The sequence below is a fragment of the Serratia liquefaciens ATCC 27592 genome (assembly GCF_000422085.1).
Lineage (GTDB): Bacteria > Pseudomonadota > Gammaproteobacteria > Enterobacterales > Enterobacteriaceae > Serratia > Serratia liquefaciens.
On the sequence record NC_021741.1, the window covers coordinates 2,204,036 to 2,229,268 of the forward strand.

At 50.0% G+C, this 25,233-nt stretch carries 30 protein-coding genes, 1 pseudogene and 1 other annotated feature; of the genes and pseudogenes, 29 read left to right on the top strand and 2 right to left on the bottom strand.

Going from position 1 to position 25,233, the window contains the following annotated elements; translation table 11 throughout:
* Positions 1 to 129 precede the first annotated feature (129 nt).
* The 6 genes from M495_RS25335 to M495_RS10350 are packed head-to-tail and all read left to right on the top strand — an operon-like array spanning position 130 to position 4,086.
* The gene (locus M495_RS25335) at positions 130 to 870 is read left to right on the top strand and encodes a KilA-N domain-containing protein (RefSeq protein WP_020826595.1); all 741 of its coding nucleotides are present in this window, start codon (positions 130 to 132) and stop codon (positions 868 to 870) included.
* Positions 860 to 1,042, top strand: a complete 183-nt coding sequence (locus tag M495_RS10330; RefSeq protein WP_020826596.1) for a DUF4222 domain-containing protein — start codon at positions 860 to 862, stop codon at positions 1,040 to 1,042. Before M495_RS25335 ends, M495_RS10330 begins: the two co-directional genes overlap by 11 nt.
* The gene (locus M495_RS25815; RefSeq protein ID WP_020826597.1) at positions 1,039 to 2,061 is read left to right on the top strand and encodes a helix-turn-helix domain-containing protein; all 1,023 of its coding nucleotides are present in this window, start codon (positions 1,039 to 1,041) and stop codon (positions 2,059 to 2,061) included. Before M495_RS10330 ends, M495_RS25815 begins: the two co-directional genes overlap by 4 nt.
* Complete coding sequence (locus M495_RS10340; RefSeq protein WP_020826598.1) at positions 2,058 to 3,041, top strand: DUF968 domain-containing protein; 984 nt, start codon at positions 2,058 to 2,060, stop codon at positions 3,039 to 3,041. Before M495_RS25815 ends, M495_RS10340 begins: the two co-directional genes overlap by 4 nt.
* Positions 3,038 to 3,394 (top strand): RusA family crossover junction endodeoxyribonuclease, encoded by a 357-nt coding sequence (locus M495_RS10345; protein WP_020826599.1) that lies wholly within the window; start codon positions 3,038 to 3,040, stop codon positions 3,392 to 3,394. Before M495_RS10340 ends, M495_RS10345 begins: the two co-directional genes overlap by 4 nt.
* Positions 3,391 to 4,086, top strand: a complete 696-nt coding sequence (locus M495_RS10350; protein ID WP_020826600.1) for an antitermination protein Q — start codon at positions 3,391 to 3,393, stop codon at positions 4,084 to 4,086. Before M495_RS10345 ends, M495_RS10350 begins: the two co-directional genes overlap by 4 nt.
* A gap of 163 nt (positions 4,087 to 4,249) precedes the next feature.
* Here the strand turns inward: M495_RS10350 and M495_RS10355 are convergent, their stop codons facing one another.
* A complete protein-coding gene (locus tag M495_RS10355) occupies positions 4,250 to 4,852 on the bottom strand; it encodes a hypothetical protein (protein WP_020826601.1) in 603 nt (200 codons plus the stop codon).
* 112 nt (positions 4,853 to 4,964) lie between these two features.
* Here M495_RS10355 and M495_RS10360 point away from each other — a divergent pair, with 112 nt between their 5' ends.
* From M495_RS10360 to M495_RS10385, 6 genes are all read left to right on the top strand, one after another.
* A complete protein-coding gene (locus M495_RS10360) occupies positions 4,965 to 5,315 on the top strand; it encodes a phage holin, lambda family (RefSeq protein ID WP_020826602.1) in 351 nt (116 codons plus the stop codon).
* Complete coding sequence (locus M495_RS10365; RefSeq protein ID WP_020826603.1) at positions 5,299 to 5,739, top strand: lysozyme; 441 nt, start codon at positions 5,299 to 5,301, stop codon at positions 5,737 to 5,739. Before M495_RS10360 ends, M495_RS10365 begins: the two co-directional genes overlap by 17 nt.
* Entirely contained in the window at positions 5,736 to 6,119 is a 384-nt protein-coding gene (locus M495_RS10370) for a DUF2570 family protein (RefSeq protein ID WP_041414509.1), read from the top strand. The genes M495_RS10365 and M495_RS10370 overlap by 4 nt, the downstream gene beginning before the upstream one ends.
* Positions 6,010 to 6,276: an Rz1-like lysis system protein LysC gene (lysC, locus tag M495_RS26260; RefSeq protein WP_420704977.1), complete on the top strand. Its 267-nt coding sequence runs from the start codon at positions 6,010 to 6,012 to the stop codon at positions 6,274 to 6,276. Before M495_RS10370 ends, lysC begins: the two co-directional genes overlap by 110 nt.
* 230 nt (positions 6,277 to 6,506) lie before the next feature.
* Positions 6,507 to 6,740 carry a hypothetical protein gene (locus M495_RS10380; protein ID WP_144079310.1) on the top strand — a complete coding sequence of 78 codons (234 nt, stop codon included), beginning with the start codon at positions 6,507 to 6,509 and terminating at the stop codon, positions 6,738 to 6,740.
* Between the two features lie 298 nt (positions 6,741 to 7,038).
* Positions 7,039 to 7,275, top strand: a complete 237-nt coding sequence (locus M495_RS10385) for a hypothetical protein (protein ID WP_020826606.1) — start codon at positions 7,039 to 7,041, stop codon at positions 7,273 to 7,275.
* 270 nt (positions 7,276 to 7,545) lie between these two features.
* Here the strand turns inward: M495_RS10385 and M495_RS10390 are convergent, their stop codons facing one another.
* On the bottom strand, positions 7,546 to 7,845 hold the full coding sequence (locus M495_RS10390) for a hypothetical protein (RefSeq protein ID WP_020826607.1): 300 nt from the start codon (positions 7,843 to 7,845) through the stop codon (positions 7,546 to 7,548).
* A 31-nt stretch (positions 7,846 to 7,876) separates the two neighbouring features.
* Between M495_RS10390 and M495_RS10395 the strand changes: the two are divergent.
* The 17 genes and pseudogenes from M495_RS10395 to pheT form a co-directional block, all read left to right on the top strand.
* Positions 7,877 to 8,071, top strand: a pseudogene (locus M495_RS10395) (terminase small subunit); the annotation flags it as partial.
* A gap of 272 nt (positions 8,072 to 8,343) precedes the next feature.
* The gene (locus M495_RS10400; RefSeq protein WP_020826610.1) at positions 8,344 to 8,730 is read left to right on the top strand and encodes a hypothetical protein; all 387 of its coding nucleotides are present in this window, start codon (positions 8,344 to 8,346) and stop codon (positions 8,728 to 8,730) included.
* A 61-nt stretch (positions 8,731 to 8,791) separates the two neighbouring features.
* Positions 8,792 to 11,440 (top strand): tape measure protein, encoded by a 2,649-nt coding sequence (locus tag M495_RS10405; protein ID WP_020826611.1) that lies wholly within the window; start codon positions 8,792 to 8,794, stop codon positions 11,438 to 11,440.
* A 40-nt stretch (positions 11,441 to 11,480) separates the two neighbouring features.
* The gene (locus M495_RS10410; protein ID WP_020826612.1) at positions 11,481 to 11,948 is read left to right on the top strand and encodes a hypothetical protein; all 468 of its coding nucleotides are present in this window, start codon (positions 11,481 to 11,483) and stop codon (positions 11,946 to 11,948) included.
* Positions 11,949 to 12,419: a DUF1833 family protein gene (locus tag M495_RS10415; RefSeq protein WP_020826613.1), complete on the top strand. Its 471-nt coding sequence runs from the start codon at positions 11,949 to 11,951 to the stop codon at positions 12,417 to 12,419.
* The gene (locus M495_RS10420; RefSeq protein ID WP_020826614.1) at positions 12,412 to 12,843 is read left to right on the top strand and encodes an NlpC/P60 family protein; all 432 of its coding nucleotides are present in this window, start codon (positions 12,412 to 12,414) and stop codon (positions 12,841 to 12,843) included. Before M495_RS10415 ends, M495_RS10420 begins: the two co-directional genes overlap by 8 nt.
* Entirely contained in the window at positions 12,791 to 15,286 is a 2,496-nt protein-coding gene (locus tag M495_RS10425; protein ID WP_041414513.1) for a host specificity factor TipJ family phage tail protein, read from the top strand. The genes M495_RS10420 and M495_RS10425 overlap by 53 nt, the downstream gene beginning before the upstream one ends.
* The gene (locus M495_RS10430; RefSeq protein WP_020826616.1) at positions 15,287 to 15,739 is read left to right on the top strand and encodes a hypothetical protein; all 453 of its coding nucleotides are present in this window, start codon (positions 15,287 to 15,289) and stop codon (positions 15,737 to 15,739) included.
* Positions 15,724 to 17,220, top strand: a complete 1,497-nt coding sequence (locus tag M495_RS10435; RefSeq protein WP_020826617.1) for a hypothetical protein — start codon at positions 15,724 to 15,726, stop codon at positions 17,218 to 17,220. The genes M495_RS10430 and M495_RS10435 overlap by 16 nt, the downstream gene beginning before the upstream one ends.
* Positions 17,221 to 17,629: 409 nt before the next feature.
* Entirely contained in the window at positions 17,630 to 18,007 is a 378-nt protein-coding gene (locus M495_RS25550; RefSeq protein WP_144079311.1) for a hypothetical protein, read from the top strand.
* A 303-nt stretch (positions 18,008 to 18,310) separates the two neighbouring features.
* A complete protein-coding gene (gene thrS, locus M495_RS10440; protein ID WP_041414516.1) occupies positions 18,311 to 20,239 on the top strand; it encodes a threonine--tRNA ligase in 1,929 nt (642 codons plus the stop codon).
* 3 nt (positions 20,240 to 20,242) lie between these two features.
* Positions 20,243 to 20,794 carry a translation initiation factor IF-3 gene (gene infC, locus M495_RS24950; RefSeq protein ID WP_013812633.1) on the top strand — a complete coding sequence of 184 codons (552 nt, stop codon included), beginning with the start codon at positions 20,243 to 20,245 and terminating at the stop codon, positions 20,792 to 20,794.
* A 98-nt stretch (positions 20,795 to 20,892) separates the two neighbouring features.
* On the top strand, positions 20,893 to 21,090 hold the full coding sequence (gene rpmI / locus M495_RS10450) for a 50S ribosomal protein L35 (protein WP_004931418.1): 198 nt from the start codon (positions 20,893 to 20,895) through the stop codon (positions 21,088 to 21,090).
* 43 nt (positions 21,091 to 21,133) lie between these two features.
* Entirely contained in the window at positions 21,134 to 21,490 is a 357-nt protein-coding gene (rplT, locus tag M495_RS10455; RefSeq protein WP_020826620.1) for a 50S ribosomal protein L20, read from the top strand.
* Positions 21,491 to 21,602: 112 nt separating this feature from the next.
* Positions 21,603 to 21,725, top strand: a sequence feature (Phe leader region).
* Complete coding sequence (gene pheM / locus M495_RS25930; protein WP_121626058.1) at positions 21,607 to 21,651, top strand: pheST operon leader peptide PheM; 45 nt, start codon at positions 21,607 to 21,609, stop codon at positions 21,649 to 21,651. Its footprint overlaps the feature before it by 45 nt.
* Before the next feature lie 118 nt (positions 21,726 to 21,843).
* Complete coding sequence (pheS, locus tag M495_RS10460) at positions 21,844 to 22,827, top strand: phenylalanine--tRNA ligase subunit alpha (protein ID WP_020826621.1); 984 nt, start codon at positions 21,844 to 21,846, stop codon at positions 22,825 to 22,827.
* Positions 22,828 to 22,841: 14 nt separating this feature from the next.
* Positions 22,842 to 25,229, top strand: coding sequence for a phenylalanine--tRNA ligase subunit beta (pheT, locus tag M495_RS10465; RefSeq protein ID WP_020826622.1), 2,388 nt, complete (start codon positions 22,842 to 22,844; stop codon positions 25,227 to 25,229).
* The last annotated feature ends 4 nt before the right edge of the window (positions 25,230 to 25,233 follow it).

The following is a 25,233-nucleotide window of genomic DNA, read 5'->3' on the forward strand; positions in this document are numbered from 1 at the left end:
CACCCGTGCCAGGCAGTTTGCGCTTGCGAGTTGTACGAAGGAAGAAAAGCCAGAGAAGGCGGGTAGGAAAGCAAAAAGCCGTGCAGTTACAGCTGCGCGGCCTTCACTAATCTGATTTGGAGTTCTGCTATGAACAACCTGATTGTGATTGAAAAGACCGCCATTCGTCAAGATGTCGTAGGGCGTTACTGCCTGAATGACTTGCATCGTGCTGCTGGTGGCGAGGAAAGACACAAGCCGAAATATTGGTATGCGACGCAGCAAACGCAGGAGTTGGTGCGTCTTTTGACCGAGCGGGGAATTCCTCCCTCGCTCGAAAATCAGCCAATTAACGTTATTCGTGGTGGGTTAGAGCAGGGCAGCTATGCCTGCAAAGAGCTCGTTTATTCATACGCCATGTGGATCAGTGCAACCTTCAACCTGAAAGTGATCCGCACGTTTGACGCAGTGCAGGCCCCATCGACTCTATCTGAAATGGAAATGATAGCCGCCATGGCTACGAACGCTGCGCAACAGCAACGCCAGATGCAGGCGCTGCAGCAACAGGTTAATGGCGTAACTCAGCAGATAGAGGAAATTTCAAACGGCGCTATACCACCTGGCTGGCAGACGGTTCGTAACTTGGTGGCTTTGTCTGGGCTGTCTGACAACAAAGTTAGAACCCTGATCTGCTCGTTTCATGTTACCAGCAAGAAAATCCCCTTTAACGCTCCAGGCGGCATCCTGACGAACGCGACGGTAGCCAAAGAGGATGACTTTCTTACTGCACTCAGTGAGGTGCGGAAGACGTCCACGCGGGCCTGCAGAAGCAAATACTGGTATCACCCGCGCCTCGGTCGTTTCGAGATGAAAGAACTCCATGGCAACTAATCACTCTGTGCCATTAAACCGGAAATACCTTGATGACCACGGTAAACGCGTGACCGTCATTCGGTGGGATCGGGCTGAGCAACAGGTGATTTTTATGCGAGAGGGCTACCCGTATGAATGCATGCAGCCACTTGAGCGATTTAAAGAGAAATTTAAGCGAGTCGAAGTATGAGCATGAACCTGATGGCGCAGGCTATGAGCATCAAAGTGGGTAACCCACTGCGCAAGCTGGTGCTGATCAAGATAGCCGACAACGCTAACGACAAGGGCGAGTGCTGGCCTTCCTATCAGCATGTCGCTGACCACTGCGAGTGCAGCAAAAGCGCCGTGAGGGCGCACATTGAGTCGTTGATTAAGATGGGATTAATCACCAAAGAGAACCGTTTGGGTGTTAACAACGGCAAAGGTAACACCTCTAACCTGTATTACCTGACGCTGGACACCCCTGTGGCGTCAGAAAGCATAGCCCCCTGTGCCGTCAAAAAGCATAGCCCTATGCCGTCAAAAAGCACAGGGCTATGTCAGCAGGTGGCACCCCCTGTGCCGTCAGAAAGCACACCCCCTATGTCACCTGATGGCACCAGAACCAGTCACTCTTTTGAACCAGTCATTGAACCAAAAGGAACCCCCCCCATAGCCCCCCAGACTGAACAACCAGCGGCGGACACATCGGGCATGGCTGGGGAAGTGCTGGATTTCTTGAATCTGAAAATCAACGGCAGAACGCCAAAGCGCGCCGATACCCTGAGAGAAATTTGTGAGCGACTGTCGGAAGGTAACAGCGTTGATGAACTGAAGCTGGTGGCAGAGCACCGCGCAAGCCTGTTACTGAGCGACCCGACGAAAGGGCATCTACTCAGCACCAAGATGATTTTTGACCCGGTACGTTTCAGCGGCTACCTGGCTGCGGCCAACACCTGGAATGTACAGCGCACTCGCAAAGCAGCTATGGCCGATGCAGTAGAACAACAACGCCAGGATCCCCCGGCTGGCGATACTCCAGAAATAGATTTTGATGAGTCCTTTGACCGCTTAATCCGAGATGCCACGATGCCAGCTAACGCTGCAGAAAAACGAGCTCAGCAGCAGGTACGCAAAAACGGCTTTGGCAATGTTGACGAAAGTAAGGCCCGCCAGATGTGGCGTCCAATTTTAACCCGAGCATACGCAATGGCAGGAGCGCAGGTATGAGAGCAATAGTGAAATCTAACGTACAGCGCGATCTGGGCATCGCGATGATCAAGGCTGGTGGCGAGTTGCTCTCACACCTGACAGGCCGCGTGCTGGTATCGACTCTGCCGGACGAAATGAAAGACCTCCCAGACGGAATTTTACCGAAGGTAGAGCATGAGATAGCGAACGATCCGCGCCTGCAGCCATTCTTTCAACATGAACGGGTTATCAACGCTGCTGGTGGTATCAACTCGATGGAAGCCTGGGCAACGCGTTTCACCCAATGCCAATACGCCAGCGATAGCCACTCGTCCAACCTGACCACGCGTCGTTATGGTCATGCTGCCATGCGTATCTGCTGGAGCTGTGACAACAGGACTGACGGGCATACAACGCCAAAGCTTGATGCAATAGCGAACGTGAACATGGCGCGCTGGGTTGTTGAGACGGCGAAGTGGCGGCTTAAGTCTGAAGGGCAACTGACTATCCCTGAGCTTGTTCTGTGGGCTGCCATTTCCGGCGTTGTAGACCTGGTCCCTAATGAAGTCTCAGCAGAATTACTTAGCTTGCCGAAACCTATTTTCGTATCAGGGCCAAAAAAAGAAGCAGACATGGTTGTTGGGTCTGCACCTACCGAAATCCTGAAGAAAACGGCGATTAAAGTTTTCACTGTTGACCCAGAACCGCCGAAGGCTTTCATGCTGCGTCCAAAACTGACCCGCGTTGAAGACAGCAAGTGGACACGCTGGGTTAAAACACAAATGTGTTGTTGTGGTTGTGGTTGTGGTCGCCGAGCTGATGACCCACACCACATTATCGGGCACGGTCTGGGTGGAATGGGGACGAAGCCAAGCGACTACCTAACAATCCCATTAGCTCGTGACTGCCATCGCAAGCTCCACGACAACCCCGACGCATGGGAGGCTGAGCACGGCAGTCAGGCCGTATTGCTGGCCCAGTTCATGGAGTATTCCTACGGCGTGGGAGCGCTGGGATGAAGAGTTACAACATAGTCCCTATCCCCAAGCCACGTCAGACGCAAAAAGACCGGTGGGCCAAGCGCCCGCCAGTTCTTCGCTATCGGGCATTCTGCGATGAAGTGAGGCTGCACCGCATATCGCTGCCTGAGAGCGGCTATCACGTGACGTTTGTATTACCCATGCCAGATAGCTGGAGCAAGAAGAAGCGCGCTGGGATGGCCGGTAAACCACATCAGCAGAAGCCTGATAAAGACAATCTGGAAAAGGCACTGTTGGATGCCATTTTTGAGGACGACTGCCGGATCTGGGACGGTCGAGTAACAAAGGTTTGGGGCGAAGTAGGCCAAATAATTATCGGAGAAATAGCATGAGAATAGAGCACGCACTTTTAGCCAGCAGCCCAAAATCTCCTTCAATCATGAGCACCGCGCCTGATATTAAGCCTCAATCCAAGCTACTGATTGGACAGGATGGCATCCAGCAGGAACGGCGTGTGGTTCGCGCATCACAATGCCAAGGTGGCGGGCAAGGAGGCTATACCGATGTCATGGTTGCATTGGGGATCACTCAATCCAGAGAGGCGCAGGGGCTCAGTCTGCTGTATGCGAAATTCAATAAGGACATGGCAGAGAGAGAAAAGGCGATCGAGCAACTTGCTCAGCATGCCTTTAAGCAAGCCCCAAAGCTGGTGGGGAAGGCTGCTGGTAGACAAATGGCACGATGCATGGTGCTGCTTTCAAAGCTGGCAGTTGATGACTTCTGCAGAACGGCAGACATAGAGCGGGCACGCTGTAGATGCGGCGGTAGTGGGAAAACCTACGATTTCGCAGCCACAAAGGCTGAAGGGCAAGTGATTGAGAAGATCTGCATCAGATGTAATGGGACGGGCTTAAAGCCTACCACGACTGCGCCAGCTCACAAGGTAGTGAAAGGCCTTATACCTACCTTGAGCCAGCCTACATGGAGTAGGAACTGGCATCGTTTTTATCAGATGCTGATCAGTAAGTGTTATCAGGATGCAGAAGCCGCAGAGAGAGTGCTTAGTAGAGTGACATCAAACTAACTTGATTGAGACATATGTCGACAAATTTATAAATTTTATCAACCAAGTCTTGCATTATTGAATAATTTTGGCTAGATTTGCTCTTAATGATGGGATTTCAATGCCTACGGGCTGACAAATCACCACTGCCACATTAAAAGAACCCGCCTCCTTGCGGGTTTTTTTATGAAATTCTGCTATGCAAAATTATGGCTTCAAAGGCACTATAGCATCCGAAGCAGAAGAAGATTAAAGAAGCTAATCCGGCTAATACAGCTAAAATGTTAAATATGTTTCCAGTAATCTCCCATTTGCATTTTTTATCACTGTCATCATCAAAATCGATGCTTGAATAACAATATTGGGCAATATAGGTAATCCCAGTGCAAAGTGCAGCAAAGCCAACGCCAATGCAAAAAAATAGAATACCGTAAGCAATCTCTGTCACTGTTCCTGCGCTCGGGCTTTTATTCCAGATATTACCTACGAATGCGAGCAGCGCTACAGCTGCGCCGCCATTGATGAGCATACAAGATTTAGACGCATTAGCTCCGGCTGCAACAACGCTACGGAAAGACTCTAAATTAACAGCAGACACTTGCTTATATCGTTCTATATGTAACTGGTTTGTTGCTTTCAATCTCTCGAGAATTTCTTCGTGAGATTGCTGTTCGTTGTCTTTTAAAGCACTCAGGTAATCTATTAGCTTATCTGTACCTATAAACTCGACCCCATCATCCTTTATAGACTGAACATCCTCAATGACTCTACCTATAGGGTTATTCATTTCGAAACGCCATTTAGTGTGTAATTCCCAAATTCTATAACAAACACCCACCTCTGACCTAGAGGACTATCTATCACCCGGAGATCGGGCTAAGCCCCGACAGGGGGGGGACATGAAAATGCCATTTAACCCGCACAACTTCCCTGACGTTGGGGACATTTTACAAGCATGGTGGAGGGGGGAGACGCCGATCGGTGCGGTTCTGCTTGCCATTGTTACTGCGGTTCTTCGTGCTGCGTACACGGGCGGTGGCTGGAAAAAGACGTTACTGGAAGGCCTCCTATGTGGCGCTTTGACGCTGGCTATCGTCTCAGCACTGGAGTATTTCGATCTTCCACGGTCGCTTTCAATCGCTGTGGGCGGGGGTGTCGGCTTTGTTGGCGTTGAGCAATTCCGAGTGTTCTTCCTGAACTTCATCGGCAACAGATTCGGGGGAGGCAATCAGAATGCAGATAAGCAATAAAGGCATTGAGCTGATTAAGCGCTTCGAAGGGTTAGAGCTGAAAGCCTACCAGGACTCTGTAGGCGTCTGGACTATCGGCTATGGCTGGACTCAGCCGGTAGACGGCAAGAAGATTGGCCCCGGCATGGTGATTGATCAGGCTACAGCAGATCGGTTGCTGAAGTGCGGCGTGGTTCAGTATGAACAAGGTGTTAATCAGCTAGTGAAGGTAAAAATCACACAGGGCCAGTTTGATGCATTGGTGAGCTTTGCTTATAACCTCGGATTGCGCTCATTGAGCACTTCAACGCTACTTAGAAAACTGAATACAGGTGACAAACAGGGCGCTGCTAATGAGTTCGGTAAGTGGGTAAACGCTGGTGGTGTGAAGCTGGCTGGCCTTGTAAAACGCCGTTCGGCAGAGCGTGAGTTTTTTCTGTCATGAGTGGCTGGCTGGGTAAATTATCAAGGGCGGGAATGTTGCTCTTGCTGGTGGTATCAATCTGCCTGGGTGGTTACAGCTCGTTGTTGTCGCACCGGCTGGAATTGGCCAGAAAACAGGTGGGCGAGCAGGAAAAGACGCTGGCGCAGCAGTCAGGACTAATCTCAACGCTGCAAGAACAAGACCGGCAAAACAGAGTGTTAGCGGCTGAGCAGCAGAGAAGAGAGCAGCAACTACGCCAGCAGGGGGAAACGTATCAGAGGAAGTTACGCGATGCACTTAAAAGCGATAAATGTGGCAATAGTCCTATGCCTACCGCTGTTATTGACCTCCTGCAGCAAAACGCCGGTAACTCCCCAACAGGTAGTGTTGTTACCCCCTGAGTCAGTATTCAAGCGATGCGAGCAGCCAACGCTGCAGGGTGATACCTGGGGTGATGCTGCGAGTTACACGCTGGCGCTGCAAACCGCTTTATCAGTCTGCACTGGCCAGGTCGTCACACTAAACCAATGGCGTGAAGCAGCCGGGAGAAAACGATGAATGAAGCAAAACCGCAAGTTGGCAGCATGTGATGCCTGTATCGACCCCGACTCAGACATGCAAGTAGACATCGAAATAGCCCAATATCTTAGGCAGCTAAGGTTAGATAAATACCACTGGTAGGCCTATTATCAAGCAGTAAATTCGAATAAAAGTTTATAAACTCCAAGAATGATGTAAAATATCCACTTCGAATAACAAAAACTGGGTGGGTTATGGACTTAACAAATATGATGGAACAAATTGAAGATAAGATGAGAATTGAAGAGCGACTGGGGTTATTGAAGAAATATTGTAGCTATCTATCTGATAGGAATAAAATCTCTGATGTTTTCAATGGAGATATCCTTCCTTCGTCATTACATTATTTCTATCAAAAGATGGGGGAGGGTGATAAAGCCCAAGAGGCTATCGAATGGTGGTGTAAATTACCGCAGGCTGAAAAAGAAAGATACGATAGATAACAGCACAACTGAAGTAATAGTAAAAGCCACACTAAAGTGCTTTTTTATTATAATAAGCAGCCGATTCATCATTAACAGAAAAAATCAGCGTTAGTTCATCTAATGCTACATATGTACCCGCCCCCCTAACCAAGAGGTATATGCTATGAGGGTCGCTGGTTGTAGTCGCATGACGGGATTGCTCCCCCCCTTAGTCCGAATCTTAACGATCGCCGGGCGAGTGAGTTATCTCTAAGGTTGAGAGAAAATGATGAATAAATTCATGGTGTTATATACTGGTCACTTTAAAGGAGAGTAAATGTACGAGTTAGAAAATTTGGTGGGTGCTTTAGATAAAGTACTAAGCAATCAACAAGAACACTACCTAGATGTTAGTGTGTTTACTTGTGATGATCATAAAAATATTAGTATTGAAACTCGTAAGGCCAATCTTATTCAAGAACGAGGACGAAAAATCTCCTTATCTTACCCTTTAAAAAAGGCATACTGCGACTGGGATGTGGAGTTAATAGTTACCAAACTTGTCGAAAAATAACCACCTGCAGGCGGTTATTTTATAACTCAACACAGAGCATCCGGATGGACGTTGCGTAATGAGTGGTAACCAAGCTACATCTTGGAATCAATGGGTTGGTGGTATTCCAAGATTTAGGGATAGCGAAAAAGTACCAGCGTTCAACGAACTGATCTCCTATTCGGATTTAGAGGCGCACGGAATCCTACAGTTCGCCTAACGAAGTTGCAGGTGGCATTCATTGAGTGCCACCGATGATACACACATCACTCTTCAAACTAACTTGATTTTTTAATAACAAGAAGAGTCTAATACGGTGAAGTTTTCTCTAATTAAGCTTAATAACCCCTCATCGAGAACTTCTTCTTTAAAGGTAAATGTAATTAGTATTTCATCTTTTTTTTCATCATACCCGTCCGTGATTTCACAGCTAACATCGCCTTTCTCAGCATTATGAAAGGTAGGGGCTGAATTAATGTAAAAGTGTTTGTCAGGTTCTGGTCGCTTAAATTTATAATAGGGGTGACCAATAAGCCAAACGTGAAATTCATTTTTTTCATCTTTAGGAATTACAAACCAATATTCGCTCATCTGACTCTTCCTTAGAGTATGGGGTATTTTAATGGCGCTCACCGACAAGCAAGAAATGTTTTGTCGCGAGTACCTCATCGATTTAAACGCCACACAAGCGGCTATTCGGGCGGGGTACAGCGCTAAAACAGCTAACCGCACTGCATCCGAAAACCTGTCAAAACCTGACATTCAGTTAAGGATCTCTAAACTGAAGGCTCAACGCAATGATCTGGTTGGTATAAATCAACGGGGAGCAGGTCAACGGAGTTGAAACAATGAAAAAACTGCTAGCACTTGTCACCAACCAATACTTCCTGGCATGTGTCGCTGCAACCATAATGTATGTAGCAACGGGAGAACAAAACTACTTTAAGAACAGCATCGACTACGGCCTACAGGCTGTCTTCGAATCCAAAAGTAGGTAGCCTCCAAACCCGCTTAGCTGCGGGTTTTTTCGTTGCCACCGCCGCGACCTCTGCTAAGATCGGGTCATCTTTGATTGATGGGCAAGGAAGAATGAAAAAGACATTAGCAGTAGTACTCGCCGTTATGGCTTTGACGGCATGCAAGCCTGGTGAGGAAAAAGCATTAGAACTTGCACAGAAGGAAATTTCTGCAGACTTGAAAGACCCTGATAGTGCAAAGTTTAGATATTTGCGAGTGGCAAAAACTCAAGAAAACGAGGATGGAACAGTTCTCGTCTTAGTGTGCGGGCAAGTTAATGCCAAGAATGGATTTGGTGCTTATGCTGGATTTCATTCTTTCATGATAGATATGAGCATGAAAGAAAAGGGATATTTCAGTAAAGCAGTGACCTATAAGGTTGGAAGTAAGAAGGTATCAACAGAAGATGATGCGCGCGACATGTATGGCTATACGGCTATGTGTGGTGAAGACGCTTAGAAAATGTTAATAAAGAACAACCTCGCTTCGGCGGGGTTTTTTTATGCCTGGAGATTGCTAAATGTCAGAGCAAGATGGTGGAAGCCTGGTCTATCAGGTTGATATTGAAACAGCCAAAATGATCACTGGCAGCCGAAAAGCTTCTGTTGTTCTAGAAGAAATGCAGCGCCAGACGGGGAAAGCCTCGAAGTCTGTCGATGCATTATCATCCTCTGCGGATAAAGCTGGCAATTCAATGGGTGGCTTAAAAACCATTCTGACTGGGGTGGCAAGTGCAATCTCAGTTTCTTTAATAATCGACTATGGCAAAGCTTTTTTAACCGTAGCCGATAACATCACTCAACTACAGGCGCGTATAGCGCGTTTAACAAGCGACACATCAACAGCTAAAAGCACCTTCATGGGGTTAGCGGCCATAGCTTCAAATACAGGTGCCAGCCTGAAGGATACAGCTAAGCTCTGGGAAACTATGACTGCATCTCTAAAAGAGACTGGAGCCACAAACTCACAGATACTGGCGCTTACCGACACATTGCAGAAAATTGGCCGAGTTGGCGGTAGTTCTTCCGAAGAGATGGCAAATGCTTTGAGGCAATTTGGTCAGTCTATTGCCTCCGGTACGGTGAGGGCAGAAGAGTTTAACTCTATTGTGGAGCAGATGCCGGAGCTTGCTCGTCAAATTGCGGCTGGTCTTGGCATGACTGGTGGTCAGCTAATGCAAGCGATGTTGGAAGGTAAATTAAGCGCTGAAGATGCTATCAACGCGATAATGAAGCAATCCGACTCTCTGAATGAAGAGTTTAAAAAGCTTCCTAGGACGATGGATCAGGCAAGCGATACCCTGACGATTTCATTGCAGATGCTGATAGGCAAAATGAATGAAACCGTAGGGGCGAGCCAAACAATGGTCACGATCATTGACTCCATCAGTTCTGCGATTGATAGGCTCAGCGGAAAGACAGAGACGGCGGCTCAACGTATATCAGACTTAACATCTACTGCAGAGATGTATGAGCGTAGAGCCAGAACGTGGTCATGGCTTGGATTGGATGGTTGGTCTGAGCAGAACAAAGCGCTGGCTGTATTAAGTAATAGAGCCGCTACTTTGGTTGGTGATCTTGATTCAGTAGCTCAGGCGTCCGCGAGAGCTGCGGCTGGTCAAATCAAATTCAATAAAGCAGGCACCGCAACCCCTAAGCAAGATGCCTTGGTGAAACGCTCTCAGCGCCGTATAGAACTATCGAAACTAGAGGGGGAAGCTAGAGCTAGGTTGCAGGCGGTATATGACGCTGAAGATGCTGGCCTATCTAAGAATGATCCACGAGTGAAGATGCTCCAAGATCAGTATGCAGAGATTGAGCGGAATACTAAAGCCCAGAAAGAAAACAATGCGGAAGGTAAGAAATCTGCCAGCCAAGCCGAAAGTGCCGCCCAGAAGCTGGCTAACCTTAAGCAGCAGGCTGATCTTGCCGCAGATTCGACCAGCGAACTAAGCAGAGCACAAGCCATCCTCAACGCTCAACTGTCTCTTGGTAAGGGCGCAACGCAATCGCAGATCGCCGCGGCTGGAGAATTTGCGGCTAAAAAGTGGGACACAGCTAATGCCATTAAGGCGCAGGCCGCCGCCGAGAAACTACTGCCGGAGGCGCGAGAAAACGCCAGCTATACGCAGGACGTTAAGGACTTAAACACGGCGTTAGCGGCCAAGAAAATCAGCCAGGAGCAGTACAACACCACGGCTGAGCAACTGGAGCAACAGCATCAGGTTAACTTGGCAAAAATCCGGTCTGAAGCCGTGGTAAGTCCTCAGCAGCAAGCTGCCGGTATGGTTGACCCAGTGCAGCAGCTTGCCAACGAGAACGCGCAGAAGTTGGCGCTGATACAGCAATTTACCCAACAGAGAGTAATCACTGAGCAGCAAGGTCTGCTCCTCATGAATGCGGCCAATCAACAATATGAGCAGCAGAGAACAGCGGCGCAATGGGAGATACTAAGCCAACAAAGCCTTGGTTACGACATGCTGACGAGTGCCGTAGACGCCTTTGCTGGCAATGCTTCCAACGCGATAACAGGGTTAATTACTGGCTCGATGAGCGCAGAAGAAGCGCTGAAATCACTTGGCAGCACGATGCTAAACAGCGTCGTAAATAGCTTGGTTCAGGTCGGTGTTGAGATGTTGAAAAATTTCATCATCCAGCAAGTCATGGGGGGAGCAGCTACTACGGCCGGAGTTGCACAGGCAGGCATCCTTGCTTCAGCTTGGGCGGCTCCAGCGGCATTAGCATCCCTTGCTTCATTTGGTGGTAACTCAGTCCCTGCAATGGCAGGTATGACTGCTACAGTAGGCCTCGCTAAAGGTTTGGCTGTGGCGGGCGCTCGCAAGAATGGCGGCCCCGTTTCTGCTGGAGGAATGTATCAGGTAGGAGAGGGGGGCAAGCCTGAGATATTGCAGCAGGGTAACCATAACTACCTTCTGAATGGTGACCGTACAGGTAAGGTGATCAGCAACAAAGAGTTGCAAGGAAGCGGGGTGGGTGGAGGGGTGGTTATTAACATCCAGAACTACACCACTGGCACCGTAGATGCGCAGGCTACCAATACCGGTAATGGAATCACCGTCGATGTAATTGTGGCTGACCTGGATAACGGTGGCCCTATAAGCCAAGGTATTTCGAGAAACCATCAAGCCCCTCGCAGGGCGACAAACTAACAACCCGCTTCGGCGGGTTTTTTATTACCGGGAGAAAACCGTGGCAATACCTTATCCCGACTGGCTATCCCTTCCTCAGAAGACCAACAAGAGCCGAACGATTGATGCCGGGTTTCGTACCGATCAACCTGCAGTAGGCGCGCCCATCTTCCAGCGGCTGACCGATGACCTTAAAACCACCTGGTCACTGAACTGGATTTTCACGCTGCAGGAAGACCGAGCATTTGAGCAGTGGTATCGCAGCCCGCGTTATCTCGATAACGGCAACCAGTGGTTCACCATGCTGTGTAATCTGGGGGGCTCAGGTCTGCAGATGCAGGAACTGCATTTTGTGGCCCCTCCGGTACAGACAAGCATCAACGGCAATACGACGACATGGACGGGGAACGTCATCACCCGGAAGGTTTACAACCCGGATGATGAATTCTCAGACGTCATTGTTGAGCTGCCGCCGAACCAGTGGGGGATCATTGATGAGGTGGTTAACCGAGATTTACCGGAGTTTTAAATGCCAACTTTACGCGAATTTCAGTCTCAGCGTCCCAACCGCATTCTCTACGATACCATGACGTTTTATCACTCGACATTCGGCTATATCCGCCTGGTTAATCGCCAGATTTACCCAAAGACGTTTGCGGGGCAGGTTTACACCCCATGCCGGATGGAGGTGTCAGAGAGCCAGCAGAGCAATACGCCGGTAATCAATTCATCGGCGAAATTTGGGCGTTTGGCGCAGGACTTTAAGCAGCAGTTGAAGTTGTGGCGCACGTATTCGCGGATAACGCCGATATCGGCCACGTACCAGCGCTTTGATGCCGCCGACATGAATACACCGCTTAAGCCGTGGACGCTTTACGTGAAAGACGTGTCGATGGACGAGAGCGACGTTACATGCTCGCTGACTCTTCAGAACCCGCTGAACAACAACATCGCCTTCCTCTACAACACAACCGACTTCCCAGGGCTTGCCAATGCATAAATCTGACTTTGTGAACGCCATGGAGGGCAAACCGTGGCGCGATAGAGCGTGCTCGTTTGAGGCGGCGGATTGTTGGGTGCTCGTCGTTCTGTACTACCGGCATGTGCTCGGCATTGAGATACACCAAACGCCGGACTACGAAGCCGGTAGCGACTTCCTGACGTGCTTTGCGGGTGATGTCGTGTTCTGGCAGCAGGTAGAGAAGGCCGCCGACAGTAGCATATTTATCGCGTATTACGGCGCGGAGCCAAAGCATGTTGGTTTGGTGGTGAATGGCCAAGCATTCCATAGCCGTGGCGAGTCTGGACAGGTGCGTTTCGACAAGCTTCGGACGTTAGAAAAAGTGTTCACCAAAGTGGAGTTTTACGACTATGCCGTTGATCGAAGTTCAGCGCGTGCCGGGGATACCGAAAGAGCGACATAACCTCGCAGCCGGCAGCATGTTTTACCCCTGGCTGAAAACGGCCAACCTGCATTGTGATGTTGAGATACTGAGGAACGGAGTAAAGCTTAAACCTGATGACGAGCTGAATTTCCCGCTGAACCATGGCGACATCATCAGCGTGTTTGACCAGCCAAAGAGTGGCGCACTCGGCACAATCTTGAACCCGCTTGAACACTTCAACCCGATAAAGTTTACCCAGAAAATCCTTTCGTCACTCATCAAGCAGCCAAGCGCTAACGCAGCCACAAACAATTCCAAAACCTCACCGAATAATAGCCTGAAAGGGCAAACCAACATTGCCCGTAACAGTGAGGCAAAGCCTGATAACTACGGTCAGGTGAGGGCGTTTCCAGACCTGATCCAGGAGTCTCTATTCGAGTACACCAATAACATCAAAAAGGTGACCGAGTGGATGAACTTTGGCCTGGGCAAGTATGACGTGACGTCTGTTCGCTACTCAGAGTCGAATCTTGGTGCTCTAGCGGGTGCCTCATACCAGATCTTCCAGCCAGGCCAAAACATACCGGTCATCAACGAAGGGTTCGCATTCGATGATATCGACGGTCAGGAATTGCCAGGGCCAAACGAGAGCGAAGACTTCCCTGCTGAAACGGCTACGACTACCACGGATATGGTTTCTGGTGAATTCGTTGCCGGTCAGGCTCAGGTGAAGATTAAGCAAAATAGTGACTTCGACTACTTCTATGATCTGCCGAAACCGCACTCAGTTTCATTCGTGGTTAGCGTCACCTACAACACGGTATCTGGCCCAGTAACGCGGGATATCACCGTGTTTGCTGAACTAACCAATGCCACGACCACGGATGACGGTGCGCCTGTTGATCCTCAGTATTTCTATGAATTCACGTTTGCAAACCTCAGCGGGAACGACATCGGTCAAATACCGGGTGATGCTGTAATCAATACCACTATATTCACGCTGAATGATAACGAGCCGCTGGTTATCGGGCCTTCGTTTTCACCCGTAGAAGGAACACAGCTCTGGATTCACCTGCAGGCTCAGCTTGGCCATGGGGATTACGCCAGAACAAACGTTACTTTCTACAAAGTTGATGACGACAACAACCAGATCCCCGGCACGCTTGAGAGCTACAACGTTGGGTTAAATAACGACGATGAAAACACCGATACCAAATACGAAACTTTTAAGTTCACACCCGCTGCAGGTAATGGCCGGTATGCTATTTCGTTCATTCGGTCGAATAACAGCAACGATCATTCGGTACTGAAGGTTGAGGCCGTCCACATTGTCAGGACGCGCAGTAATGTCGCGTACCCGAATGACACACTCGTTACCGTCACTGTAACGGCCACCGAAAGGGCTACGAGCGCAAGGGAAAGGAAATATAACGCGCTCATTACCCGTCATGTCATCAGTTACAACCTGAGCACTCAAACCGTCGATTACACCGAAAGGCCGTCACGCTCGTTTGCTGATGCCGTGCTTCATACGTGGATAAAAATGGGCGGGCAGGCCGAGTCCAGCATCGACATCTATGAGCTGTATTCGATAGCCGCGTCATTACCGGATCAGCGGCTGGGTTACTTCGACTACACGTTTGACGACGAAGATATCTCTCTCGGTGCCAGGGTGCAGACCATTTGCGATGCAGCCACAGTAACGGCGTTCTGGGATGACGGCGTGTTGTCGTTTACGCGTGACGAGCGTAAGCCAAACGCGGTGACCGTATTCAACCGCGCCAACACCAAGGCGGAGGATTACAGCCTCTCATACGACATGACCCTCCCTGGTGGATTTGACGGTGTGCAGGTCACTTACAAGAACCCCACGACAAACAAACAGGCATTCATTCGCTATCGGATCACCGGCCCAACCATTGAAGAGGGAGAGCCAGTCAAGGCGAAGAAGTTCGACATGCTTTATGTCAGGAACTCATATCAGGCACGAGATAGGGCTTTGAAAGAGGTTAGGCGGTTGCTTTATTCCCGGCAAACGATGTCGATAAGGGCCTTGTCAGATGGAGAGTGGGTAAACGTCGGTCAGATGGTGCAGGTGCCTGATATCTACGACGCCAATCAGCAGGACGGGTATATCGTTGCCAGGAATGGAAACGATTTTGACACAAGTGAACGCATTGAATGGCAAGGAGACATGTATGTCATCGTCACCGATGCTAATGGCACGCCAACCGCGAGAATCCAGGCATTTCCTCGTAGCGACACGATATTTGGATTCTCCGCAACAGTACCAGCAATAACCCTCAATATTTTTGACGGCTACAACGTGCAATCACCCTCCCGATATGTCATCGCCACGCAAGTGGAGATGGATGCCACCAAGTGGACGATCACAGAAAAGAAACCTAATGGCGACGGGACTACCTCGTTAACCATGTCTGAATATAACGATGAAATGTATAATTATGAGGTAACTGAATAAATGGCTACCACACCAACAAATAAACAAATCCCTAGCGAAGATGTAAGGGGTTTAAAATTTAATGCCGGGAAAATTGACGAGGTAGTTAACTCAGGAAATCCAACATATAAAGACAGGTTCGGAATAGACCGCTATACAATTGAAGGCATAAGGAGGACACTAGCTCCTCTTGGGAAAAGTTATACTCTTACAGAGGCTAACGACGCCATTTCATCTGGTGAGATAATTAACGGTGCCTTTTTCTTCATTGTTTCTGACGACAGTTTTACTATCGCGGACGAATATAAAAATGTTAATGGTGTCGCAACACCAACTGGGAAGGTATTTCGTGATTTAGTTCGCGTAGATGAAGGTAGCGCGATTTCTCATTTAGATGCTAATGGGTATCCTGCAGCTTATATTCAAAACGGAAATATCTTCGCTGGAGATTTGGAGATTTGGAGATTTCATTAATATCAGGTGATGGAATTTACCTGATAGATAAAAATGGTTATGCGGTGGAACTGCAAGTTTCTTCAGCAGATACCGAAGAGGACTCCTGGCTTTCTGAACAGACAGAGAAAAGCGAAGTGTTAGCTCGCCAGAGCCGCGAGGCTATCGCTTCCCGTGGGAACAATGCGGTCCGTCCGTTAGCGCAAATTATTCACAATATCTATTACGGTCAGTCGCTGCAAAACGGCACCGAAGGGTGGCCGCGCCTGAGCACGACACAACCGCTGGATAATTTGATGTTTGGTGACTCATCAATGCCTGCATCACCAACAGCAGCCGTCTTCACTCCGCGTGGTAGTGCGACGCTAAAACCTTTGATCGCTACTTGCTGCGATGCCAACGGCAATGCATTAACTGATTCGCAGGTGTCCGCTCTGGCGCCAGGAACGATCGCATATGGTGAGTCACCTGTAGAAGGAAGCCTGAATTCATGGCGTCGTCATCACCTCGACCGAGTAGGCCTATCCTCTGAACCCAACCGTGTGTTCGTTGGTTCTGCTACAGGGGTCGGTGGGCGAAACCTTGCGCAGCTAAGCAAAGGTGCCAGCCCAGATCTATATAACCGATTCTACACTGCAATGACCGGTGTTAAAGCTATCGCCGATGCCGCAGGCAAGTCATACCAGGTGGGCTGCATCGTTCACATGCATGGTCAGCAAGACTATCCGAACGCAAGTAAGGAGTATTTCAAAAGCGGGACACTACAGCTGCGCAACGACATGTATGCAGACATTACTGCCGTAACTGGCCAGTCTCGGATGCCTGCATTTATCATCGACCAGGCAGGAGCATCATTTACGCGTGACGAGCATGACATGGCTGTTGGCATGGCCCAGATCGAACTTGCAGAAGAGAATGAAAACATATTTCTGGCGGGCCCGACTTATCCGTACACCGACAAAAACGGGCATCTGGATTCAAACGGTTACCGCTGGTTTGCAGAGAAACTGGGCGAAATCGCCTTTAAGATATGTGAGCTTGGCCAAGACTGGAAGCCGTTACAGCCAATCACCGCTGTTTACCGTGGTGTTGACGTGCTGTTATCGATGCATACGCCAGCTCCACCTTTACGCTTCTCTCCGCCGTATGTAGTGAACGCTGCTCAGGAATACGCTGACAAAGGGTTTACCGCCATTGATCGATTCAACGGTGCCGACACTCCGATCAGCGTACTGGACGTAGAGGTCCGTGGGCTTTCAACAATTCACATTACTTTAGTGCGTGAGCCGCTTGGCGAGCTGTTGATACGTTATGCCGACAAGGCTAATCACAATGGCAACGGCATGGTTTGTGATTCAAGCAATGGACTTAGCGAAAGTAAATATGAGTATTTGCCAGATAGTGGCATGTATCCGTCTGCAAACATACCGGAACTCGTTAATAACTATTATGACCTTCGTAATTGGAGCGTCGCATATCAGATTACAGCAGAAGAGGCATAAATAATGGGCATTGCGTTATATGACAACAGCACAGACCTGAGCGGAAAAACAAGTTTCATTATGCCTCCTGTTCAGGAGGGATTGCTGGGATGGGGGCATCTCGGGCGGCAGTATTGAAAAGTCACTGAGAAACCTTGCACGTTATCAACCAGCGTTTACTGTCGTTGGAAATCCAGAGGTTCACGGAAACTATTTACGATTTAAGGGTGGGCAAGACTTTTTAAGGACGTCAATATTCCAGCGACGAAATCATACGCTGTTTTGTATTGCTCGCTCTAATGATACATTCGCAACTGATGAACATAAGCCAATGTTCATGGGTACGTTTAGTGGTCAGAACGTCGAAGCGCCGGGATTTGTTTCACATGGCTTATCGCTATTCGTAAACAATAATGACCCTGGAGCGCCAATGGGGAAACTTACTGCTCAAGCCGGTGTTTTCAATCCGGCAGCGCCTTCTACATCAACACCGCTTTCGGTGAATGTGGTTAAGGATATGTCCAAATTTTCGATCATGTCGGTCACCTGCAGTAATACAACGATCACGGTGAAGGATTGGATCACTGGCATCATGGCAACAAACCCTTTCCCAGCAGGTACCATTCCGGCGCTGTCAAACCGTGCATTTGCGGTGGGTGGTCCTGCGAATGAAACACAATCACTGAAGGGTTATAACGACGTGGCTGCTTTTGTTATTTACGAAGGGGTGTTGAGTGAGGTTCAGCAAAGCCTGACCACTGCTCGTCTTCACTCATACTGTAACAATATGGGCATTCCTCTTTCGTAAGTTAATGTCGGAATGGACCAAGGCTATTTGATTTGGGATTTTGATGCCGCCATTGTGTCACTCCGGGGATGGTCATGGAGTAATGGTCGCTGGGATGTGTCTAGAAGTTCACCTGTTCATAGTGTTACACTCTCTTTTCCGTTATGGCGTAACAACATAGTACATTTTAAATTGTGTACATATGAGTGTACATATCTGGCAGGGTAAAGCTGGATAGCGTCGATAACCTCATGTAGTTAAACGTTATTGTATTTCTTCATGTGATCTGTCGTGTGGGTCACCACTGTAGATAAGGAATTATTAATGCCTGTTATTACTCTTCCTGACGGAAGTCAGCGTCATTTCGATCACCCTGTTTCCCCTTTGGATGTTGCCCGCGATATCGGCCCTGGCCTGGCGAAAGCCTGTATTGCCGGCCGTGTGAACGGTGAACTGGTTGATGCCGGCGATCTGATCGAATCAGACGCGCAGTTGGCTATCATCACCATCAAGGATGCCGAAGGCCTGGAAATCATGCGCCACTCCTGTGCGCACCTGTTGGGTCATGCCATCAAGCAGCTGTGGCCAGACACCAAAATGGCTATCGGCCCAGTGATCGACAACGGTTTCTATTATGACGTTGATATCGACCGTACCCTGACGCAGGAAGACCTGGATCTGCTGGAAAAGCGGATGCATGAGTTGGCCGACAAAGATTATGACGTCATCAAGAAGAAGGTTAGCTGGCAAGAAGCCCGTGACACCTTTGCCGCGCGTGGTGAAAACTACAAAGTGGCGATTCTGGATGAGAACATCAGCCATGACGACCGTCCTGGCCTGTATCACCACGAAGAATATGTCGACATGTGCCGCGGTCCGCACGTGCCGAACATGCGTTTCTGCCATCACTTCAAACTGCAGAAAACGTCTGGCGCCTACTGGCGTGGCGACAGCAAAAATAAAATGCTGCAGCGTATCTACGGCACCGCATGGGCAGACAAGAAACAGCTGAATGCCTATCTGCAGCGTCTGGAAGAAGCCGCCAAGCGTGACCACCGCAAGATCGGCAAGCAGCTCGACCTGTACCATATGCAGGAAGAAGCGCCGGGTATGGTGTTCTGGCACAACGATGGCTGGACAATTTTCCGCGAGCTGGAAGCCTTTGTGCGCATGAAGCTCAAAGAGTACCAGTACCAGGAAGTGAAAGGGCCATTTATGATGGACCGTGTGCTGTGGGAAAAAACCGGCCACTGGGAAAACTATAAAGACGCCATGTTCACCACCTCGTCGGAAAACCGCGAGTATTGCATCAAGCCGATGAACTGCCCGGGTCACGTGCAGATCTTCAACCAGGGCCTGAAATCCTACCGTGATTTGCCGCTGCGTATGGGTGAGTTCGGCAGCTGCCATCGTAACGAGCCTTCGGGTTCTCTGCATGGCCTGATGCGCGTACGCGGGTTCACCCAGGATGACGCCCATATCTTCTGTACTGAAGAGCAGGTGCGTGCCGAGGTGAACGAATGTATCCGTATGGTCTATGATGTCTACGGTACCTTTGGCTTCGACAAGATTGCGGTAAAACTTTCTACTCGCCCTGAAAAGCGTATCGGGACTGACGATATGTGGACCCGTGCGGAAGAGGATCTGGCTGCGGCGCTGACTGAAAACGGGATTCCGTTTGAATATCAGCCGGGTGAGGGTGCCTTCTACGGACCAAAAATTGAATTTACTCTGCATGATTGTTTGGATCGTGCATGGCAATGTGGTACCGTGCAGCTCGATTTCTTCTTACCTGGCCGTTTAGGCGCATCGTATGTTGGCGAAAACAACGATCGCGTGGTCCCGGTAATGATTCACCGCGCTATTTTGGGCTCCATGGAGCGTTTCATCGGTATTCTTACCGAAGAGTACGCAGGGTTCTACCCAACCTGGATTGCTCCGGTGCAGGTGGTGGTGATGAATATCACCGACAGCCAGTCTGATTATGTCCAGCAATTGACCAAAAAACTGCAGGACGCAGGGATTCGCGTTAAAGCGGACTTGAGAAATGAGAAGATTGGCTTTAAAATTCGCGAACATACTTTACGACGGGTTCCTTACATGTTGGTCTGCGGTGATAAAGAGGTCGAATCAGGCAAAGTTGCCGTTCGTACCCGCCGTGGCAAAGACCTGGGAAGCCTGGACGTAAACGAAGTCGTAGACAAGCTGCAAAAAGAGATTCGCAGCCGTAGTCTTCATCAACTGGAGGAATAAAGTATTAAAGGCGGAAAACGAGTTCAACCGGCGCGTCCTAATCGCATTAACAGAGAAATTCGCGCGCAAGAAGTTCGCCTAACCGGCGTCGATGGCGAGCAGATTGGTATTGTCAGTCTGAATGAAGCTCTTGAAAAAGCTGAGGAAGCGGGCGTTGATTTAGTAGAAATCAGCCCAAATGCCGAACCGCCAGTTTGCCGAATCATGGATTACGGCAAATTCCTCTACGAGAAGAGCAAGTCGACAAAAGAACAGAAGAAGAAGCAAAAAGTTATTCAGGTCAAGGAAATCAAATTCCGTCCTGGTACCGATGATGGCGACTATCAGGTCAAACTACGCAACCTGATTCGCTTTCTGGAAGATGGCGATAAAGCCAAAATCACCCTGCGTTTCCGTGGGCGTGAGATGGCGCACCAACAGATCGGTATGGAAGTGCTTAACCGCGTCCGTAAAGACCTGTGTGAAGATTCTGATTTGGCCATTGTCGAATCCTTCCCTACGAGGATCGAAGGACGTCAGATGATCATGGTGCTCGCACCGAAGAAGAGACAGTAAGGCTTCCAAGTAATCGAACCCACGCAGCGCTTGCGTTGTGTGGGTTTTATTCGCCTCACTGATTCGTTGTTTAACAATGCGAAGTGGATTTAATTAAAATGCCAAAGATTAAAACTGTACGTGGTGCAGCCAAACGCTTCAAAAAAACCGGCAGCGGTGGTTTTAAGCGTAAACATGCTAACCTGCGTCATATTCTGACCAAAAAAGCAACCAAGCGTAAACGTCACCTGCGTCCGAAAGGCATGGTGTCTAAAAACGATCTGGTCCTGGTTACCGCGTGCCTGCCGTACGCTTAAGCCATTTTTTTTGAATCTAGAATAAGACTTTAGGAGAGAGCATATGGCTCGCGTAAAACGTGGTGTAATTGCACGCGCACGTCACAAGAAAATTTTAAAACAAGCGAAAGGTTACTACGGTGCCCGTTCGCGCGTTTATCGTGTTGCCTTCCAGGCAGTAATCAAAGCAGGTCAGTACGCTTACCGTGACCGTCGTCAACGTAAGCGTCAGTTCCGTCAGCTGTGGATTGCACGTATCAACGCAGCTGCACGTCAGAACGACATGTCTTACAGCAAATTCATTAACGGCTTGAAAAAAGCTTCTATTGAAATTGACCGTAAGATCTTGGCTGACATCGCAGTCTTCGACAAAGTGGCATTCTCTGCACTGGTTGAGAAAGCGAAAGCAGCACTGGCGTAAGTCAGTTGAAGAGGGAGCTTGCTCCCTCTTTTAATCTTTAGCTTTCAGAGACAATATTGACTTTTTTGCCCGCCGCTTTATCACTGGTGGACAATCATCGACAAGGTAACGTAATCATGCACGCTGCTATTTTTCGTTTCTTCTTTTACTTTAGCGCCTGATCTCAGGAGGCTTTGCGCGTAAGAAAAGAAACGAAAAGTAGCGCCTAAGCCTCCCCTGTGGAGGCTTTTTTGTTTTTGGCCGTCTTCTGAGCCGGGTTAAAGCGTTAAATGCTTTGAAGATGTGCTAAAGGCGTGTTCGAATAATAGATAACAATTACTTAGAGCCATATCGGCCAGAGGAAGAGGAAAGCAATGCCACATCTCGCAGAGCTGGTTGCCAATGCCAAGGCAGCCGTAGAAGATGCCCAGGATGTTGCCGCGTTGGATTTGGTGCGCGTCGAATATTTAGGCAAGAAAGGCCATTTTACCTTGCAGATGCAATCGCTGCGTGACGTGCCGGCAGAAGATCGCCCGGCAGCAGGCGCGGTAATCAACCAGGCAAAACAGGCAGTGCAGGATGCGCTGAACGCGCGTAAAAATACGCTGGAATCGGCTGCGCTGAACGAGCGACTGGCAGCAGAAACCATCGACGTTTCCCTGCCGGGCCGTCGTATGGAAAACGGTGGGCTGCATCCGGTCACCCGTACCATCGACCGTATCGAAGCTTTCTTCGGCGAACTGGGTTTCTCCGTTGAGACCGGGCCTGAGATTGAAGACGACTATCATAACTTCGACGCGTTGAACATTCCGGGTCACCACCCGGCGCGTGCCGATCACGATACCTTCTGGTTCGACGCAACGCGCTTGCTGCGCACCCAGACTTCCGGCGTGCAAATCCGCACCATGAAGAACCAGCAGCCGCCAATCCGCATTATTGCGCCGGGCCGCGTTTATCGTAATGACTACGACCAAACGCACACCCCGATGTTCCATCAGATGGAAGGGCTGATTGTCGATAAAGACATCAGCTTCACCAATCTGAAGGGCACACTGCATGATTTCCTGAACAACTTCTTTGAAGAAGATTTGCAGGTTCGTTTCCGTCCGTCTTACTTCCCGTTTACCGAACCTTCCGCTGAGGTGGATGTGATGGGTAAAAACGGCAAGTGGCTGGAAGTTCTGGGTTGCGGCATGGTGCACCCGAACGTTCTGCGCAATGTGGGCATCGATCCGGAAATCTATTCCGGCTTCGCTTTCGGTATGGGTATGGAGCGTCTGACGATGCTGCGTTACGGCGTCACCGACCTGCGTGCGTTCTTCGAAAACGATCTGCGTTTCCTCAAACAGTTTAAGTAAGGCGGGAATATCACATGAAATTCAGTGAACTCTGGTTGCGCGAGTGGGTAAACCCGGCCATCAGCAGCGAAGCATTATCCGATCAAATTACCATGGCCGGTCTGGAAGTAGACGGCGTGGAGCCGGTTGCCGGCGTCTTTAACGGCGTGGTAGTAGGCCATGTGGTTGAGTGCGGTCAGCACCCTAACGCAGACAAATTGCGTGTGACCAAGGTCAACGTGGGTGGCGATCGCCTGCTGGACATCGTCTGTGGCGCACCAAATTGCCGTACCGGCCTGAAGGTGGCGGTTGCCACCGTAGGTGCAGTACTGCCGGGTGACTTCAAGATCAAAGCCGCCAAACTGCGCGGCGAGCCTTCCGAAGGCATGCTGTGTTCGTTCTCCGAGCTGGGCATTACCGACGATCACGACGGTATCATTGAGCTGCCGGAAGACGCGCCGATTGGCACCGATATCCGTGAATACCTCTCGCTTGACGACAACACCATCGAAATCAGCGTAACGCCAAACCGTGCCGACTGCCTGGGCATTATCGGTGTAGCGCGTGACGTTGGGGTGCTGAACCAGGTCGTGCTGACCGAGCCGGATATGAGCCCGGTAGCCGCCACTATTGCGGATACGCTGCCAATTCGCGTTGACGCGCCGCAGGCGTGCCCGCGTTACCTGGGCCGCGTAGTAAAAGGCATCAATGTCAAAGCGGCAAGCCCACTGTGGATGCGCGAGAAGCTGCGTCGTTGCGGCATCCGCTCTATTGACGCAGTGGTTGACGTGACCAACTACGTACTGTTGGAACTGGGTCAGCCAATGCACGCTTTCGATCTGAGCCGTATTGAAGGCGGTATCGTGGTGCGTATGGCGAGCGAAGGCGAAACCCTGACGCTGCTGGACGGCAACGAAGCCAAACTGAATGCTGATACCTTAGTGATCGCCGATCACCAGAAAGCGCTGGCCATGGGCGGCATCTTCGGTGGTGAACACTCCGGCGTGAATGAAACTACTCAGGACGTGCTGCTGGAATGCGCGTTCTTCAGCCCGCTGTCCATTACCGGTCGCGCGCGCCGTAATGGTTTGCACACTGACGCTTCACATCGCTACGAGCGTGGCGTTGATCCTGCATTGCAGTACAAAGCGATGGAACGTGCGACCCGCCTGCTAATTGATATCTGTGGCGGCCAGGCTGGCCCGGTCATCGATGTGACAGCTGAAGCCGAATTGCCGAAGCGTGCCACCATCACCCTGCGTCGCGAAAAGCTGGACCGTCTGATCGGCCACGTGGTACCGAGCGAGCAGGTGAGCGATATTCTGCGTCGTTTAGGTTGCCAGGTGACCGAGCAAGGCGACAACTGGCTGGCGGTCGCGCCGAGCTGGCGTTTCGATATGGAAATCGAAGAGGACCTGGTAGAAGAAGTCGCACGGGTTTACGGCTACAACAATATTCCTGACGTGCCGGTACGTGCTGACCTGATCATGACCAAGCATCGCGAAGCGGATCTGACGCTCAAGCGTGTGAAAACCATGCTGGTCGATCACGGCTTCCAGGAAGCGATCACTTACAGCTTCGTCGATCCTAAGGTTCAGGCCTTACTGCACCCGGGCGAAGAAATGCTGATCCTGCCAAGCCCAATCTCGGTAGAGATGTCCGCTATGCGCCTGTCGCTGTGGACCGGCTTGCTGTCTGCGGTGGTATATAACCAGAATCGTCAGCAGACTCGTCTGCGCCTGTTTGAAAGCGGCCTGCGCTTTGTGCCTGATACTGCGGCAAATCTGGGTATCCGTCAGGATGTCATGCTGGCAGGGGTGATTGCCGGTCATACGCACGAAGAACATTGGGATCTGGCGCGTAAGCCGGTCGACTTCTATGATTTGAAAGGGGATCTGGAGTCTGTCCTGGAGCTGACCGGTAAATTATCCGAAATTCAGTTCAAGGCAGAGACCAATCCAGCCCTGCATCCAGGGCAAAGCGCCGCTATTTATTTCCAGGGCGAACGTGTCGGTTTCATCGGTGTGGTTCATCCGGAACTTGAACGTAAACTGGATCTTAACGGCCGTACCGTGGTGTTTGAACTGGAGTGGAACAAGGTCGCAAGCCGCGCCGTGCCTCAGGCGCGGGAGATTTCTCGCTTCCCGGCAAACCGTCGAGATATCGCCGTTGTGGTGGCTGAAAACGTCCCCGCAGAAGATATTTTGGCAGAGTGTAAGAAAGTTGGCGCAAATCAGGTAGTTGGCGTAAACTTGTTTGATGTGTACCGTGGCAAGGGCGTGGCAGAGGGTTATAAGAGCCTGGCTATCAGTCTGGTATTGCAGGATACCGCTCGTACACTGGAAGAAGAGGAGATAGCCGTTACCGTTGCAAAATGTGTAGAGGCTCTAAAACAGCGATTCCAAGCATCCTTGAGGGATTGAACCT